The 14,338-nt window shown below is 63.5% G+C and carries 16 protein-coding genes and 1 tRNA gene; 8 read left to right on the plus strand and 9 right to left on the minus strand.

What is annotated here, in order from left to right; all coding sequences use genetic code 11:
* Positions 1 to 92: 92 nt before the first annotated feature.
* A complete protein-coding gene (locus tag GS429_RS12645) occupies positions 93 to 1,979 on the minus strand; it encodes an ATP-dependent DNA helicase (protein ID WP_328821381.1) in 1,887 nt (628 codons plus the stop codon).
* Between the two features lie 138 nt (positions 1,980 to 2,117).
* Here GS429_RS12645 and GS429_RS12650 point away from each other — a divergent pair, with 138 nt between their 5' ends.
* Both GS429_RS12650 and GS429_RS12655 read left to right on the plus strand, forming a co-directional pair.
* Positions 2,118 to 2,840, plus strand: a complete 723-nt coding sequence (locus tag GS429_RS12650; RefSeq protein WP_160065715.1) for a hypothetical protein — start codon at positions 2,118 to 2,120, stop codon at positions 2,838 to 2,840.
* A gap of 146 nt (positions 2,841 to 2,986) precedes the next feature.
* Positions 2,987 to 3,074, plus strand: a tRNA-Gly gene (locus GS429_RS12655).
* A gap of 249 nt (positions 3,075 to 3,323) precedes the next feature.
* Here the strand turns inward: GS429_RS12655 and GS429_RS12660 are convergent.
* Positions 3,324 to 3,563: a DUF7561 family protein gene (locus GS429_RS12660; protein ID WP_160065716.1), complete on the minus strand. Its 240-nt coding sequence runs from the start codon at positions 3,561 to 3,563 to the stop codon at positions 3,324 to 3,326.
* An 80-nt stretch (positions 3,564 to 3,643) separates the two neighbouring features.
* Between GS429_RS12660 and GS429_RS12665 the strand changes: the two genes are divergently transcribed.
* On the plus strand, positions 3,644 to 4,660 hold the full coding sequence (locus GS429_RS12665) for a YkgJ family cysteine cluster protein (RefSeq protein WP_160065717.1): 1,017 nt from the start codon (positions 3,644 to 3,646) through the stop codon (positions 4,658 to 4,660).
* Positions 4,661 to 4,850: 190 nt separating this feature from the next.
* Here the strand turns inward: GS429_RS12665 and GS429_RS21860 are convergent, their stop codons facing one another.
* A complete protein-coding gene (locus GS429_RS21860; RefSeq protein ID WP_235920801.1) occupies positions 4,851 to 5,024 on the minus strand; it encodes a DUF5786 family protein in 174 nt (57 codons plus the stop codon).
* 107 nt (positions 5,025 to 5,131) lie between these two features.
* Here GS429_RS21860 and GS429_RS12670 point away from each other — a divergent pair, with 107 nt between their 5' ends.
* From GS429_RS12670 to GS429_RS12680, 3 genes are all read left to right on the plus strand, one after another.
* The gene (locus GS429_RS12670; RefSeq protein ID WP_328821376.1) at positions 5,132 to 6,139 is read left to right on the plus strand and encodes a DUF5784 family protein; all 1,008 of its coding nucleotides are present in this window, start codon (positions 5,132 to 5,134) and stop codon (positions 6,137 to 6,139) included.
* A gap of 237 nt (positions 6,140 to 6,376) precedes the next feature.
* Positions 6,377 to 7,438 (plus strand): zinc-dependent alcohol dehydrogenase family protein, encoded by a 1,062-nt coding sequence (locus GS429_RS12675; RefSeq protein ID WP_160065718.1) that lies wholly within the window; start codon positions 6,377 to 6,379, stop codon positions 7,436 to 7,438.
* Between the two features lie 161 nt (positions 7,439 to 7,599).
* Positions 7,600 to 8,511, plus strand: a complete 912-nt coding sequence (locus tag GS429_RS12680; RefSeq protein WP_160065719.1) for a cupredoxin domain-containing protein — start codon at positions 7,600 to 7,602, stop codon at positions 8,509 to 8,511.
* Positions 8,512 to 8,691: 180 nt separating this feature from the next.
* On the opposite strand, the gene GS429_RS12685 is transcribed toward GS429_RS12680, so the two are convergent.
* Entirely contained in the window at positions 8,692 to 8,979 is a 288-nt protein-coding gene (locus tag GS429_RS12685; RefSeq protein WP_160065721.1) for a DUF5789 family protein, read from the minus strand.
* Positions 8,980 to 9,140: 161 nt separating this feature from the next.
* Here GS429_RS12685 and GS429_RS12690 point away from each other — a divergent pair, with 161 nt between their 5' ends.
* Both GS429_RS12690 and GS429_RS21865 read left to right on the plus strand, forming a co-directional pair.
* A complete protein-coding gene (locus tag GS429_RS12690) occupies positions 9,141 to 9,929 on the plus strand; it encodes a PHP domain-containing protein (protein ID WP_160065722.1) in 789 nt (262 codons plus the stop codon).
* A 67-nt stretch (positions 9,930 to 9,996) separates the two neighbouring features.
* Positions 9,997 to 10,161, plus strand: a complete 165-nt coding sequence (locus GS429_RS21865) for a DUF6757 family protein (RefSeq protein ID WP_006066091.1) — start codon at positions 9,997 to 9,999, stop codon at positions 10,159 to 10,161.
* 64 nt (positions 10,162 to 10,225) lie between these two features.
* Here the strand turns inward: GS429_RS21865 and GS429_RS12695 are convergent, their stop codons facing one another.
* From GS429_RS12695 to GS429_RS12710, 5 genes are all read right to left on the minus strand, one after another.
* Positions 10,226 to 10,549, minus strand: coding sequence for a 4Fe-4S dicluster domain-containing protein (locus GS429_RS12695; protein WP_160065723.1), 324 nt, complete (start codon positions 10,547 to 10,549; stop codon positions 10,226 to 10,228).
* A 323-nt stretch (positions 10,550 to 10,872) separates the two neighbouring features.
* Entirely contained in the window at positions 10,873 to 11,694 is an 822-nt protein-coding gene (locus tag GS429_RS12700; RefSeq protein WP_160065724.1) for an MBL fold metallo-hydrolase, read from the minus strand.
* 218 nt (positions 11,695 to 11,912) lie between these two features.
* Positions 11,913 to 12,713, minus strand: a complete 801-nt coding sequence (locus tag GS429_RS12705; protein WP_328821377.1) for a TrmB family transcriptional regulator — start codon at positions 12,711 to 12,713, stop codon at positions 11,913 to 11,915.
* Positions 12,714 to 12,769: 56 nt separating this feature from the next.
* Positions 12,770 to 12,919, minus strand: a complete 150-nt coding sequence (locus GS429_RS21870; RefSeq protein WP_201294007.1) for a hypothetical protein — start codon at positions 12,917 to 12,919, stop codon at positions 12,770 to 12,772.
* 196 nt (positions 12,920 to 13,115) lie between these two features.
* Positions 13,116 to 14,291: an MFS transporter gene (locus GS429_RS12710; protein WP_160065725.1), complete on the minus strand. Its 1,176-nt coding sequence runs from the start codon at positions 14,289 to 14,291 to the stop codon at positions 13,116 to 13,118.
* Between the last annotated feature and the right edge of the window lie 47 nt (positions 14,292 to 14,338).

Consider the following 14,338-nt stretch of genomic DNA (forward strand, 5'->3'; position numbering starts at 1 on the left):
ACGTCGATGATCGCCATGCCTGCGATGCATCTCTTCTGAGCGGCGGGTATCGAGACCGATCGCGGGTCTCGTCTCGACGCGATACGCTTGCCTTACCCGTCCGTATCCCAGACGTCGGCGAGCGGGCTCGAGGAGGAGGACCGAGAGCGTGAGCGCGATCGGTTTTGGTTTCGGTTTCGATTCTGGTTCCGGTTCTGATTTTGCTTTTGCGTTCGTTCGCTCCGGGACGACGACTCGTTCGTACTCGTGTCCGCGGTCGTGCTCGTAGTCCCGGCGTAGTCGCCCGCCCTCGATCCGTCGGAAAGCGCCGCACGCGGTTCGAAAGCCGGTAACTCCGGCTGTTCCATCCGGTCGACCTGAACCTCGAACCAGTCGGGCATGTCGGTCCGCGCGCGTTCGAACAGATCTAGCAGGCTCGAGTCCGCGAGGTACGTCGCGCCGTAGTCGTCGGGCGCGCGGACGACGCGGCCGCAGCCCTGGATGATGGTCCGCAACGCGGTGCGGTAGTACCACGCCCACTGGCCCTCCTCGAGCCGGTGGGCGACGCGCGAATCGCCCGTGTTGAGGAACGGAGCCTTACAGAGGACCTGCCAGCGACAGAGGTCGCCCTTGAGGTCCAGCGCCTCCTCCATCTTCACCGAGAGGAAGACGTCGGGGTCGTCGCTGGCCTTCCATTCCTCGAGGGTGACATCGCGGCCGTCCCGATCGTGCGTGCGGATGCGCTCGCCGACGCCGAAGTCGACCAGCAGGTCGGCGAGTCGCTCCTGAATGTCGTAGGAGTGCGCGTGAACCAGCCCCTTCTCGTCGGGGTGGCGCTGCATGAGCCGGACGATCGTGCGGGCGATCTTCGGCGTCGTCTCGTCGCGCCGTTCGTAGGTCATCTTCCCCTGCGTAACGTCGTACAGCGGACGGTTTTCGACGGGGAAGGTGTGTTCGACGTCGACCAGCGCGACGTCCGTCGGATCGAGCCCGACCTGTCGGCAGAAGGCTTCCTTATTGAGAATCGTCGCCGACAGCAGCGCGAACTTGTTTCCCCGGTCCCAGACGGTGTGCTGGAGGTACTTCTCCGGGTTCATCGGCTTGATCGTCAACGGCCCGCCCGCGGGCTCGTCGTCATCGTCGCGGCGCTGTGCGCGATCGCTCGAGGGGGCGGACTGGTCGACGAGCCACGTCGTCGGGCTCTGGGGATCGCGGTAGTCCGAGACGAACCAGTCGAGTTCGCCGATGAGTTCCTGCAGTCGGTCGCGTTCACGGACCTCGCCGGGCGAGAGCGAGTCCTGGGCGAGCAGGTCGTCCTTTCGGCGTTCACAGGTCTGGGAGACGTTCTCCGCGTACCGGACGGCCCGATCGAGATCGTCGATTTCGGGAACACGAAGGTCGTCCCAGAACGGCACCGTACGGGGGCCCAACTGGATCGTCGCGTACATTTCGGCCCACTCGGCGAGGCCGTGAGCCTCGTCGACGACGACGACGTCGCGCTTGCGAAACACCTCGCTGCCCGCGGTCTGCATGAAATAGGCGAGCGTCATCGCCGCGATCGACCGATTCGAGGCGATCGCTCGATCCGAGAAGTACGGACAGCGGTGTTTTACGGAGCAGTCGTAGCCCCGTTCGCGAACGCAGGGTGCCTGATTGACCGGCGTGTTGCGCTCGTCGGGGAGAATGCAGCTGTAGTTCGACTTCCCGCGGATGACGTTCAGATCCGCCAACAGATCGTCGGCCGCGACGTCGTCTAGCTGGGAGACCTGCGGCGTCGTGTAGTACGCGCCGGTCGCGTCGCTGGGATCCGCCTCGTCGATTTCGCGAGCGCAGCCGGCGACGGCGCGGGCCAGCAGGGACTTGCCGCTGCCCGTGGGCGCACGCACCAGTACGACGTCGTTGCCGGCCGCGAAGGCGTCGCGAATGTCGCGGAGGGCCTGCTCCTGGGTCCCGCGGTAGCTCGGCGCGGGAAACTGCTCGAAGATCCGCTCGGGATTCACCGTTCGACTCACGGGGCGGCCGCGTCCTAAAGGCTACGAACCGTTGCTCGAGATGAGAGTTCGAGGCCGGCTCCGGGACGCTGAAACCGTTCTTTGACCTTCCTCAAGGCATATAGGCCGTCTAACCGATGTCCGACCGTGAAGCGACGTACGCTCCTCGCCGCAGTCGGTGCGGGAACGGTCGCAACAGCCGGCTGTCTCGACGACTCGCGCGGCGATTCTGACGGTCAAAACACAAACACGAACGTGACCGCGAACGCGGGCGCGACCTGCGACACCGACCGCACCTACGAAACGTGTAGTCGGTTGCTCATCTCGGCCGATTCGTTCCCCGAGCCCGTACGGTGTGAGATCGACGCGGCGCTCGAGGAGTCGGGCTACACGACCGCTGGCGGGTTCCTGCTCGAGGGCGCGATGGACGTCGAGCACGCCTACGTTCGCAAGAACGACACCGCGTACGAACCGAAGATCACTGAATCCGCGTCGGCGTCCGACGACGACGATGAGCGGACCCTCACCCTGATCGAACAGGACCGACCGACTCGACGACGCGTCCACGAGATGCGGATCGAGAACGCGACCGACGACAAGCGGACGGTCGAGCTCGCCGTCGTCCGCGAAGACGACGACGAGACCGCGGTCGACGAGACGCTCTCGCTCGAGGCCGGCGAGCGCGAGACGGTTCCCGTCTCGGACGTGCTTGGCCGGTACGAGTTCGAGGTGTCGGACGACCGCGGACTCGAGGCGACGCTCGAGTCCAGGCTGGGCGAGTACTTCCAGTTCGATGCGCTCGTCGTGGACGACGACGCCAGAGTGCTCGAGTCGACGGCGGACGTGGCCCCCTGTCCGTGGGAGCGCTAACGCGGCCGTAGGCTCCGCGTATCGAGCGATAGCACGCGTTGAAATCCGCGGTTGGCAGTCAGACGCCCGCTGTAAGTGATAGGTCGCGATTAGTATCCAGTAGTCAGTCGATTACAAATACGAAGATCGCCTTCGAATACGGGTACGGAAGGGTCGCTCAGCGGCAGAGCACCGCGGTGCCACTTGGCCCGCGGCGGCATTTCGCCTCGTGGCGTTCAAATCCCACCCCTTCCGCTCGCGGTTGCGGTTGCAGTTGCAGTTACGGTAGCGGTTGCGGGTATGATCGGTCCGTGATTGCGGTCGCGGTTGGGGTCGTCTTCGTAGGGTATGCTCGTACTCAGGGCCACTCGAACTTGCGCTCCGACTCGCGGCCGATCCCGATCACGCCGCCGTCCATTTTTATACCGTCGGTCAGAACTACTGTGAAGATTCGCCGTTTTCGTCCGGCGAACTTTCTTCATCGACTTCTGTCCGACGGTATTATCACCGAACGCCGAGCTGTGACGTCTCCGAATCGACCTGCTCGAGTCGCTCGACGTCCTCGTCGGTCGGCTCGTCGGGGAGCGCCTCGATACAGGGGTAACACAGCAGATGTTCCGTTCCGTCCGTGAACTCCAGTGTCATCGCGGTCCCGTCGCTACCGTCGCCGAACGTCCAGAGGTTGGCGATGCCGCCGGTAACGGTAACCCTTCGGCCGCAGCCGTCACAGGAGTCCTTTGCCATAGCCGCGTATGGGTTCCGAACGCTGAAAGTCGTTCCCCCGCGACCGATCCGTTATACGCTACGCCGTGGTACGGCCCCGCATGGAGGTGCACTGCGAAGGCTGTGCGGGCTGTTGTATGGACTGGCGGTCGTTGCTCGAGACGGAGTCCGACGGGACGGCGCACCGACGACGACACACGTCCGTCGACACCGCCGCGGGCACCGCGCGAGCGCCGCTCGACGACGACGCGAATTTCGTCCCGCTGACCCGCGACGAAGTCCGCGCGTTTCTCGAGTCGGGGATGGCCCCGGCGTTGACCCCGCGATTCTGGCACGCTCGCGACGCGGACGAGGGCGTGGCGGTCGACGGCTACACCGTCGCCGCCGTCGCGGGCCGACCGGTTTTCTTCGTGGGCCTCCGGAAACCGCCGAAGCCCGTCGCTCCCTTCGGCCGTGCGGAGCCGACGTGGCTCCCGACCTGCGTTTTTCTCGATCCCGCGACGCTGCAGTGTCGCATCCACGGCGACGACCGCTTTCCCGACGAGTGCGGCGTCTATCCGGAACACAATCTCAGACTCGAGCAGGAGACCGAGTGCGAGCGCGTCGAATCGGCGTTCGGCGGCGAACGCCTGCTCGAGAGCGGTACCGACGACGATCTCGACGGCCTCCTTCTGGGCTTGCAGGCTCTCGGCGCGAAGCTCTTCGCCCATCCCCGACCGAAGGCTCTCGAGGGGATCGTCGACCGGGCCGCTTCGGGGAGGCTGACGGCCGAGGATCGCGCCGAGTGTCTCGCGGTCGCCGCGGCCTCGAGCCCCGGCACGCTGGCGACCTCCGACCATCACTACGAGCAGGGGAAAGCACGGGCGCTCGAGGCGGCGGTCGGGGAGTACGAGACGGTCGAGGGGGGAGGTGACGACGGCCGTGGCGGAGACGGCGAACCTGACGACGGCCGTGACGCGGACGACGCCGACAGCGAAGGGTCGTGGGTCGGGCCGGCGATCCGCGAGTGGTATCGCCGGCGCGATGCAGCCGAAACGGTGCCCCCGACGACCATCGCCAGCAACGTCGAAGCGGACCGCGGAGCACCCGAAACGCCGGGCTGGGACGTCCTCGAGTGAGCGAGTAACGAAAACGGGTTCTGGTCCTCAGGTTCCACCTCGAAAGGGTTCGCCACGACGCCCGAGGGTACCGACTGCGAATCGGCAGCGTGGGCCGAACGACGCCCCACCGGTCGCTACTGCGACCCGACGGACTCGAACTCGAGACGGCGTCGACTCACGGATTCGGAAACAACCGAAATGGAGACCGCTAGTTCGACTTGATCTGCTCGAACTGATCTAACAGGTCCTCGGCCGACTCCCCGGAGTCGTACTCGACTTCCCCGTGATAGATCGTCCGCTCGTCGTCAAAATCGGCATCGACCCTCGACGCTTGCTGCTCGCGGCGCTCGTGTTCATCTTCGTCATAGGCACCCATTGACATGGTAAGTGTACACATGTAGGTGGCTATCGCACATCAATGTAACGGTCAGTGAGATCGTCGGAGTCGGAGTACGTAACACGTATGCACCCTCGCGCCGTAGCGAGACCGTGGCACGGCCGCTTCGCTTTCGGTATTCGCCCTCGTCGTGGAGCGAACAGAAAGTCCGACACGAGATTCTCCAGCCGCTCCGGTCCAACATCGGCGCTCGAGCGGTGACGCCGCAGTGCGAGATCGGCGCGAACTGGAAGACCCACCGCTTCGAGATGCAAAACGGCGACGTCGCACTCTTTGCACGAAACGACGAGGAGGCCTACTGGATGGGCAACACCGAAACGCCCTCGTCGCTCTGGCGAACCGACAAATTCGGCTGGCGCGAGGTCCCCTATCACGTCGCCCGGTGGGCCCAGCGCGAACTGCTCGCGACCCTCTACGAGGAAGACCCCTGGCTCGCCGACTACCCGCACATTTCGTGGTTCTTCCTGCCGGTTTTCATGTCCAAAGACGGCCGCGAGTCGACGCGGGCGTTCTTCCGCGAACACGCCAGCGGATTCCCCGACGCCGGACGTCGGGAGACGACCCGCTTTTTCGAGGACTTCTTCAAAACCGGCGTCCTCGACGAGTACCGACACGTCATGTCCGGCAAACTCGGCACGAGCGACCACGTCGACCGCGTTCGCATGAGCGCCGCGATGGGTGAGTTCATCGCCGCGAAGATCCTCACCGACGCCGGCTACGACGTGGTCCCCGAAATCGAGGTCACGACCGGGCACTCGCTGGATTTCCGGGCCAAAGACGCGCAGACGAACGTGCTCGTCGAGGTCACTCGTCCGCAACCGCCCACAAACCGGGCGGCAGCAGGGCCCGTCGCCGCCGTTCGCGACACTGCCGAGACCAAGACCAACGGCCAACTCGCCGAACACGGCGGCGGTGCCGTCCTCTTCGTCGACTGCTCGAGTTTCCGCGACGACAACTGGAACGCCGTCCGCGCCGAACAGCCAGACGTGCGCCACCGGCCCGCCGTCGTCTACCGGGCCCGGCCGAGCGGCCACGTCGAAGGCTACCGGAAGGGGTCGGTGCCCCTCGAGTTAGGCGACGCGATCGATCTACTGAACTGATACTGCCGGACAGGACTATTCGAAGATCAGTCGCGCTACTGTGACCGTCATCCCCGAGGACGGCCGCGACTTCGCGACCGACTCCGCAGTGACTGCTGTCTGACAGTATAACCGCGGTCGATCCCGTCGCTTTCCGGCGCCGTATGTTGCCTCCAACGAACCCGTTCTCGAGCGCGATTACTCAGTTTCTGTGAACGTAGAGACACGTATATGATGCATGATAGCATCGAACAAGTTATGCGAGCAGCAGTCCTCGAAGACCACGGCGAACCGCTCTCGATTGAAGACGTCGACGCGCCGGACCCGGACCCCGCCGGCGCGGTGGTCGACGTCGAAGCCTGCGGCGTCTGCCGGAGCGACTGGCACGGCTGGCAGGGCGACTGGGGATGGCTCGGCCTCGAGACCCAGCCGGGACAGATCCTCGGCCACGAGCCCGCAGGAACGGTCGTCGCCGTCGGTGACGACGTCGAGAACGTCTCCGAGGGCGACCACGTCGCCGTGCCGTTCAACCTGGGCGACGGGACCTGCCACGAGTGTCGTCGCGGGCACTCCAACACCTGCGAGAACGTGATGCCCCTCGGCTTTATCGAGCCCGTTCAGGGGGCGTTCGCCGAACAGCTACACGTTCCCGCCGCCGACCACAACCTCGTCGAGCTCCCCGACGGCGTCTCGTCGGTCGACATGGCCGGACTGGGCTGTCGGTTCATGACGTCGTTCCACGCGCTGGCCCACCGGGCCGACGTGAGCGCGGGCGACTGGGTGTCGGTCCACGGCGTCGGCGGCGTCGGTCTCTCGGCGGTCCATATCGCCGACGCACTGGGCGCAAACGTGATCGCCGTCGACCTCACGGACGAGAAACTCGAGAAGGCGCGGGAACTGGGTGCCGTCGAAACGGTCAACGCCGACGACGTCGATAACGTCGCCGCCGAAGTCAAGGCGATCGCCGACGGTGGTGCCAACGTCTCGATGGACGCCCTCGGGATCGAGACGACCTCCCAGAACTCCGTACAGAGCCTCGGGAACCGCGGCCAGCACCTTCAGATCGGCCTCACTACGCAGGACGAACAGGGGATGATCACGGTCCCCTCCGACGCGATGGTAATGCAGGAGATCGAGTTCATCGGCTCGCTCGGCATGCCACCAACGCGATACGACGAAATCTTCCGGATGGTCGCGACCGGCAAGCTCCGACCCGCGGACGTCGTCTCCGAAACCATCGATCTCGAGGACGTCAACGACAAACTCGAGGCGATGACCGACTACGAGACGGAGGGAATTCCGGTCATCGACACGTTCTAGCGGCCGGAATTCGGCTGCAGTCGGGCGGGCGACGCGACAACCGACATTGTTCCGCCGCCGGTTTTGCGCTGTTAGACGTTATTACGGACAGTCGGTAAGCTGGACAGTCATAGTATCGGGTATGGAACAGTTATCTCGGTAGCCGTGGGAGGAACTGCCTCATGTCGGATACCAACGACCCGACTGACGGCGATTCAGCACAGATTCCGAGCGTACTCGATCGACGACGACTGATGCAAGCCCTCGGCGCGGGCGCAGCCGTAACGGCACTGGGAGCGAACGCGGTCGCTGCCGGTGGCACATCGGCCCAGGACGATCTCCCCGCCGATCGCTCGAGCGAGGAAATACACCCCGCATTCGGGTTCGCAGCGCTGTCGATGGACGTCGAGCCGCCGGTTGAGCCGGATCACGTCGTCGAAGCCGAGACCCGACCCCGAGAGGATCGCGAGATTCCGGAGTTCTTCTTCGAACCGACGGGGCTGTACATCGAGCCGGGCGATACCGTCCAGTTCAGTCTCGTTTCGCCACATCACTCAGTAACGGCGTATCACCCCGCACAGGGGATTCAGCAACGCGTGCCCGACGACGTGCCGCCGTTTTCGTCGCCGGTGCTTCCCGTGAACGCCTACTGGCTCTACACGTTCGACCGGCCGGGCGTGTACGACCTTCACTGTGGCCCACACGAAATCTTCGGGCACGTGATCCGGATCGTCGCGGGCGAGGCTACAGGGCCGGGTGCGGAGCCGGTTCCGGAACCCGAACCGATGGCCGAGCCCGAGACCGATTCGGACCCCGAAGAAATGCCGGACGAGGGGACCGAACAGCCAGAACACGAGAACGGGCCGAACGGGAACGGAGACGAAAACGGAACCGGAGAGTACGACGATCCGGACGAAACCGACCCGGACCCCGAAGACGAAGCGCCACCGGAGGAGGGACCCGAACCCCGACCACCAGTCGGCGCCGCACTGACCGTCTTCGGCGATCCCGCGCTCGAGCCCGAACGGATCGTCGAACGGGAACGGGTATCGTGGGAAGAGATCGACGACGCGAACAAGCAGATCATGCTCTGATACGGTCTACTGTAACCGTCTACCGGCGCGATCGTGAGCGGTCTTGCGGTCGCGCCGGTACTGGCGTACAGTAGACCGCATGAGAAGCCATGAGAAGCGGAGCCGGCCGAGGTACCGCTCACGGAGCAAACGGTTTCGCCGAGCGCAAGCGTAACGAGGATTCGAGCGAAAAAGTTCGATTTAGAAGGAAACCGCGTCTGGCGCGTACGGGCTTCCGAGCGGTGCCGGGTCGCGGTCGCTGTAGCCGATGCGACCGATGGCCTTGTCGCTGACACCACAGGAGAGCGCGAGCCGGACGTCGTCCGCCGTCTCGAACGTCTCGGACTCGAGGCGGGCGAGTACGTCGCCGACGGTTTCGGTCCCGTTCGGGAGCTCGATGGTCTGGTCACCGTACTCCGAGATCAGTTCCTCGGTCGTCGCGGGGTAGTCGTGGTCGGCAGCGAATTCGCCGGTGCGATTAGGCAGCATTACACCCGATCTTCCGTGATCGATAATTATAAACATTATCCATATACGTTCTCTAGGGGTCGTGTACACCTAGTACTCCTAGGTCGTCCCTAGAGATTCCGGAAACCCGAAGACGACGTGGAGAAACGTCTTTACGAGCGGCAGCCCTCGCCTCGAGTACCATGCCATACGCCGACCTGCACGTCCACACCACGCGTTCGGACGGGAGTCTCGACCTCGAGATGGTCCCCGACGCTGCTCGCCGCGCCGGCGTGGAGGTTGTCGCCGTGACGGATCACGACCGGGCGCAGCCGTTCGACGCGCCGGTGGTCGAGCAGGACGGCGTAACGATCGTCAGCGGCATCGAACTCCGCGTCGAAACCCCGGGCGGTGAACGCGTCGATCTGTTGGGGTACGGGGTCGATCCAACCCCAGACCTCGAGGGCGTCCTCGAGTACATTCAGACCGATCGTATCGAACGCGGGCAGGCGATCGTCGACTGCGTCGAGGCGCGTCTCGACGTCGACCTGGGCGTAACCGTCACCGACGGGTTCGGTCGACCACACGTCGCCCGCGCGATCGACGCCCATCCGGACCTCGAGTACGATTACGAGGACGCGTTCGACCGGTTAATCGGCTCCGGAGATCCCTGTTTCGTGGCGCGGGACGTCCCGTCGTTCGAGCGGGGGCTGGCGGCGCTCACCGCCTCCTGTCGCCTCGTTTCGCTGGCCCATCCCCTGCGCTACCGCGACCCGGAGCAGGCGCTCGCACTGACCGCCGAACCGACCCTCGAGGGCGTCGAGTTACAGTACCCCTACAATCGAAACGACGACCTCGACCGGAGTGTCGTCGAACGGGCGATCGAGGAACACAATCTGGTAGCGACCGGCGGGAGCGACGCCCACGGCGAGGAACTCGGTGGTGCCGGACTGTCCCGGCGCGAGTACGAACAGTTAGCGCTGACGACATAACGGAAATCGTTCATACATCTTGGCCGATAGCGGAGGGTTCAATGCACCGTGGTCCCAATGTGGCCCTATGAACTGTCACTACTGTGACCGCGAGGCCGCCTTCGCCGCCGAATCGGAGGGCCTCAAAGTCGGTCTCTGTGAGGAACACTTCCGCGAGCGCTTGCAGGAACTCGCCGAAGCTGACGGTCTCGAGACGTTAAAGGAGAAAGTCGACGTCGATCGAGCCGAGTAAGGAGTCGCCTTTTCACCTCGCCGGCTGTTTCGAACCGCTCTCTGTCCGCTGGAGAACGGGTGGTTCAGGCCGTTCGACCGGCGTCGACGTCGATCGCATCGACCGGACAGACGTCGACACAGAGCATACAATCGATACACTGGGCTTCCTTTGCGGGATCCGCCTTCTCCTCGCTTTCGGGGTGGCCCGGCGTCTCGACCCACTCGAAGACGTCGACGGGGCAGTCCTCGAGGCAGGCACCGTCGGCGATACAGAGGTCGAAGTCGACCGCGACGTGGGTTCCGTGGATGCCCAGTTCCTCGGGTTCGTCGACGGGACCCCAGACGGCGTGGCCGTTGTGTTCGTCGACTTTGTCACGATTCTCGGTGAACTGCGGATCTATGGCCATTGCTAACAGACCAAAATGGGCGGCGCGCACTTAAAAGTATACACTCATTGCTGGTGATCGGTCGCGCTCGGACGGCGTTGAACGGGTGTGAGCGCTTTCGACCGCCGGGGTAGATCCGCAGACAAACCGACCGCAGACGTCACGCCGACCGAACTCATACTGTCGGACAGCAGTCAATACGAAACCGATCGTGAATTCGGGGTCGTCGCCCACGGTAACCACCCCAGCAAACCGATCGGATTCACGTCGTTCTGTCCAACAGTATCATACGGTGTGCGTCAGAGGGATTAGTAGCGGATGGGGTCAACAGCCACTCACTTCGTTCATAAATGGAACTCTGTGAAATCCGACCCGAGTTCGTAGCCGTCCCGTTCGGCCGCGCGTCGTAACTCGTCGGTCGTCATTCGCTGGAGGTGTTCGCTCAGGTTAACGAGAATCGTCCGTTCGGCAGCAGCATCCGCGAGTGCTGCGCGGAGATCCGCTTCGTCCCCGTGTCCAAACGCCCGAAAGAGCGCGGCTCCCTCGACGAACAGTAGATCGGCGTTCTCGTACTCCGTATCGTCCATGAAATCCCACATGTCGGGTGCGTATACAGCCTTGACCCCATCATGGTACACGGCGAATCCGAGCGTATCAAAGGGCGGCCGTGCATGCTGCACTGGAAACGGCACGATGCGGAGATCCCCGATTTCGATCGGTTCACCGTGTTCCATCGTTCGCAATGTGAGCGCGTCCATGAGATGCGCGAACGAGTCTTCAAAAAAGTCCAAACCAGTCTCCGTAAAGTAGACCGTGAAGTCGGGATCGTTCGGCTTCTCCGACTCGGCAAACGTCTCTGGATCGAGGTATCCGCCCTCAATACCGACGTGTTCGTCGAACCCCATCGCTGCGTGGTGGAGTTCGTTCATGCCACCCATATGGTCATAGTGGTGATGGGTAATGAAGAAGGCGTCCACGTCAGTCGTATCAGTGGCAGAGAGCTGTTCGTTGATATCCGGTGAGACATCTAAGACGACTGTTGCGTGTTCGGTTTCGATCAGCAGTCCGGGCCGCCGTCGTTTAGTACTCTCCTCGCAGTATCGACAACCACACAGTGGGGCGGGAACACCAACCGCTTCACCGGTTCCAAGCAGTGTAATGTCCATAACGGTGAATCAGACGCAGTAGTAATCATTGTATTGACGACAGAGGATCGGTAAGTGCATTCTCTCCCTCCGAGATCGCCGCCGTGTATCTCGCACAACTTTTCAGACAGCTACTCGAGAGTACGGAATCAAATCTATGACTGGCGTCGCGAATCCCTCTCGGACCGGCACAATCATAGCTCAGTGGTGACACCGGTAACTCGGTACAGCAGTCCGTATCACTCCTCGAGAGATCGGTCGTCGTCGCGTCTTTCGAGTCGATTGTCGAGTAGTTCCCGCATCCAGACGGCGAAGCCGTGGTCGCGACCGTAGGTCCAGACGGCCATCTCGTTTATCACGTCGGGGAGGTCGCTCTCCTTGAGGCCGCTGGCGACGACCGCCTGTTGATCGCTCATGAGGAGCTGTCCGGGCCACTCGGAGTAGACCTCGCTGGTCGTCGCGATGTCCGACGAAACGACGACGTTCGCACCCGAAACCGCTTCGGTAAACTCGTCCTGATCGTCTTCGGTCGGAACCTCGATATAGACGGCGACGCCGCGATCGACGGCCGATTGCAATCCGTCGAAGATCCGTTGGTCGACCACTTCTGTCGCCGGAACGAGATAATGAATCGCTTCCTCGGCATCGTCGAGAAAGGTTGACACTCGCTGACTGACGTGTTCTTTCTGAGATATCGCCCACATCCCCTCGTCGTCCTGCGTATCGGGCTCCTCGAGTTGGCCGAGCGCGTTCTCGGCGGCGTTGATCCGGGAGTCGTAGTCCTCCCGGATTCGCCGACACGCCGTCTCGACTGACACGGCCTTGTACTCACGAGGGTCAGTTTGCTGCACGTGGACCAACCCCTTTCGCTCGAGACGTTCGATCGTGTCGTACACTCGCGAGCGAGGAATATCCGCAACTTGACTTATCTCCTTGGCGGTCCCCCTCGAAATGCGGGTGAGGGCGACGAAACAGCGGGCCTCGTACTCCGTCAGCCCGAGTTTGTCGAGAGATTTGACTGCTTCCTCAGCATCGGACACGGTAGAGACACGAGGAGACGTAACGAAAAAGCGCGGCTTTCTGTCGCCATGTCGTTTTACTCGAACACGCGAAACGACGTATTCCCACACGGACAGCCGTCGGTGCTCCCGATCGGTCGAACCGTTTCCGACCCGACCCAGACCGCTAACGACCTCCCGCAGTCCGTACACCGTGCCGCCCCCTTCCGTCGTGATTGTGCTGCCATTGAGCGAGGTACGCCGCCGGATCATATAAGCCAGTTGTGAGTTCGCGAAGAGTGGTCCGCCGTGTGTTGCAGCCGTAACAACAGCCGCTCCGTCCTCGAGAACTCGAACGCGTCATACGGATTGCTGTAACTATGTACCGCCGATCACCAGGGGGCGTGGTCGGTGATCGGCGGTCATTGACTATAGAAAACCGTATCAGTAGCCGAGCGAGAGCGCCCAGTTGACGACGAGTGCCGCGAACACCAGCACGAGCAACGCGGTGAGGACGGCAAACGAAACCCCCCATCCGAAGAGGTCCGCGAGGAGTCCGGTCATCACGGAGCCGAGCGCGCCGATAAAGCCGTAGACACTCCGGACGAGGCCGAACCCGGCGCCGCGTTCGGCCTCGGAAAGGGCGTCCATGAATCGCGGCAACAGCGCCGCACCCCAGCCGAGACCGGTTCCGACCAGCACGACGGCCGCCGCGAGAGCGAAGGTGCCGGGGACGGCGATCAAGAGCCCGAAGCCGATCGCCGCGAGGACCATACAGCCGGCCGTCGCGAAATCGCGTCCGTACCGGTCGGAGACCGCGCCGACGCCGACCTGGGTGATCGCCTGAACGACGAAATAGCCCGCGAAGACCGTTCCGGCGAGCTCCGTCGACTGGTCGCGATGCTCGATGAGGAAGGTCGGCAAGAAGGAAGCGGTCGCCTGCCAGACGAACGCTCCCGCGATCGCGAGACAGATCGGGAACGCGATCTGCGGCCGAACGAGGAGTTCGAGAAGCGGCCCGAGTTCGAACCGTTCGGTCATCGGTTGCTCGGGGCGGCGCGGTTCCGTCGGCCGGATCCGCCAAGCGAAGAGGACGAAAACGGGAATCGCCATCGCCGTCCCGATGGCGACGGCGGGCCGCCACCCGTACTGAACGCCGATCCAGGCCGCGATCGGCGGCGCGATCAGCCCGGCGGCGGGGCCGCCGCTGTTGTGGACGCCGATTGCCGCGCCGATTTCGTCGTACGTTCGCGTCAACAGCGTCGTCGCGACGCTGTAGTGGAGCCCGGCTACGCCGCCGAGCACGATGGTCCCGATGACGAAGAGCGCGAACAGCGGTGCCAGCGCGAGGAACGCACTCGAGATAGCGGTGCCACCGACGGCGATGAGGATGATCGGCCGTTCGCCGAATCGGTCGGCGAGAACCCCGCTCGGGAACTGGGAGGCGAAGTAGGCCATCCACATGCCCGTCAGTCCGATGCCGATCACCGAATTCGAGACGCCGAACTCGTCGGTGATCAGCGGGACGACGGGACTGATCGCCAGTCGCCCGACCATCGTCGCGAAGAACGCGAGCGTACACAACGTCAGGACGGTCTCGCTGTATCGCCACCGCCTCATTCGTGCTCGAGTGTCATCGGCCCGTCGTCACCTGCCAGTCGATTCGT

It is taken from the genome of Natronorubrum halalkaliphilum (assembly GCF_009834785.1).
Classification (GTDB): Archaea; Halobacteriota; Halobacteria; order Halobacteriales; family Natrialbaceae; genus Natronorubrum; species Natronorubrum halalkaliphilum.

Excerpts from the sequence above, each read along its gene's own strand:
- GS429_RS12660 (WP_160065716.1), bottom strand. The coding sequence starts at position 3,563 with ATGGCAAAGGACTCCTGTGACGGCTGCGGCCGAAGGGTTACCGTTACC.
- GS429_RS12665 (WP_160065717.1), top strand. The coding sequence starts at position 3,644 with ATGGAGGTGCACTGCGAAGGCTGTGCGGGCTGTTGTATGGACTGGCGG.
- GS429_RS21860 (WP_235920801.1), bottom strand. The coding sequence starts at position 5,024 with ATGTCAATGGGTGCCTATGACGAAGATGAACACGAGCGCCGCGAGCAG.
- GS429_RS12675 (WP_160065718.1), top strand. The coding sequence starts at position 6,377 with ATGCGAGCAGCAGTCCTCGAAGACCACGGCGAACCGCTCTCGATTGAA.
- GS429_RS12680 (WP_160065719.1), top strand. The coding sequence starts at position 7,600 with ATGTCGGATACCAACGACCCGACTGACGGCGATTCAGCACAGATTCCG.
- GS429_RS12685 (WP_160065721.1), bottom strand. The coding sequence starts at position 8,979 with ATGCTGCCTAATCGCACCGGCGAATTCGCTGCCGACCACGACTACCCC.
- GS429_RS12690 (WP_160065722.1), top strand. The coding sequence starts at position 9,141 with ATGCCATACGCCGACCTGCACGTCCACACCACGCGTTCGGACGGGAGT.
- GS429_RS21865 (WP_006066091.1), top strand. The coding sequence starts at position 9,997 with ATGAACTGTCACTACTGTGACCGCGAGGCCGCCTTCGCCGCCGAATCG.
- GS429_RS12695 (WP_160065723.1), bottom strand. The coding sequence starts at position 10,549 with ATGGCCATAGATCCGCAGTTCACCGAGAATCGTGACAAAGTCGACGAA.
- GS429_RS12700 (WP_160065724.1), bottom strand. The coding sequence starts at position 11,694 with ATGGACATTACACTGCTTGGAACCGGTGAAGCGGTTGGTGTTCCCGCC.
- GS429_RS21870 (WP_201294007.1), bottom strand. The coding sequence starts at position 12,919 with ATGGCAGCACAATCACGACGGAAGGGGGCGGCACGGTGTACGGACTGC.
- GS429_RS12710 (WP_160065725.1), bottom strand. The coding sequence starts at position 14,291 with ATGAGGCGGTGGCGATACAGCGAGACCGTCCTGACGTTGTGTACGCTC.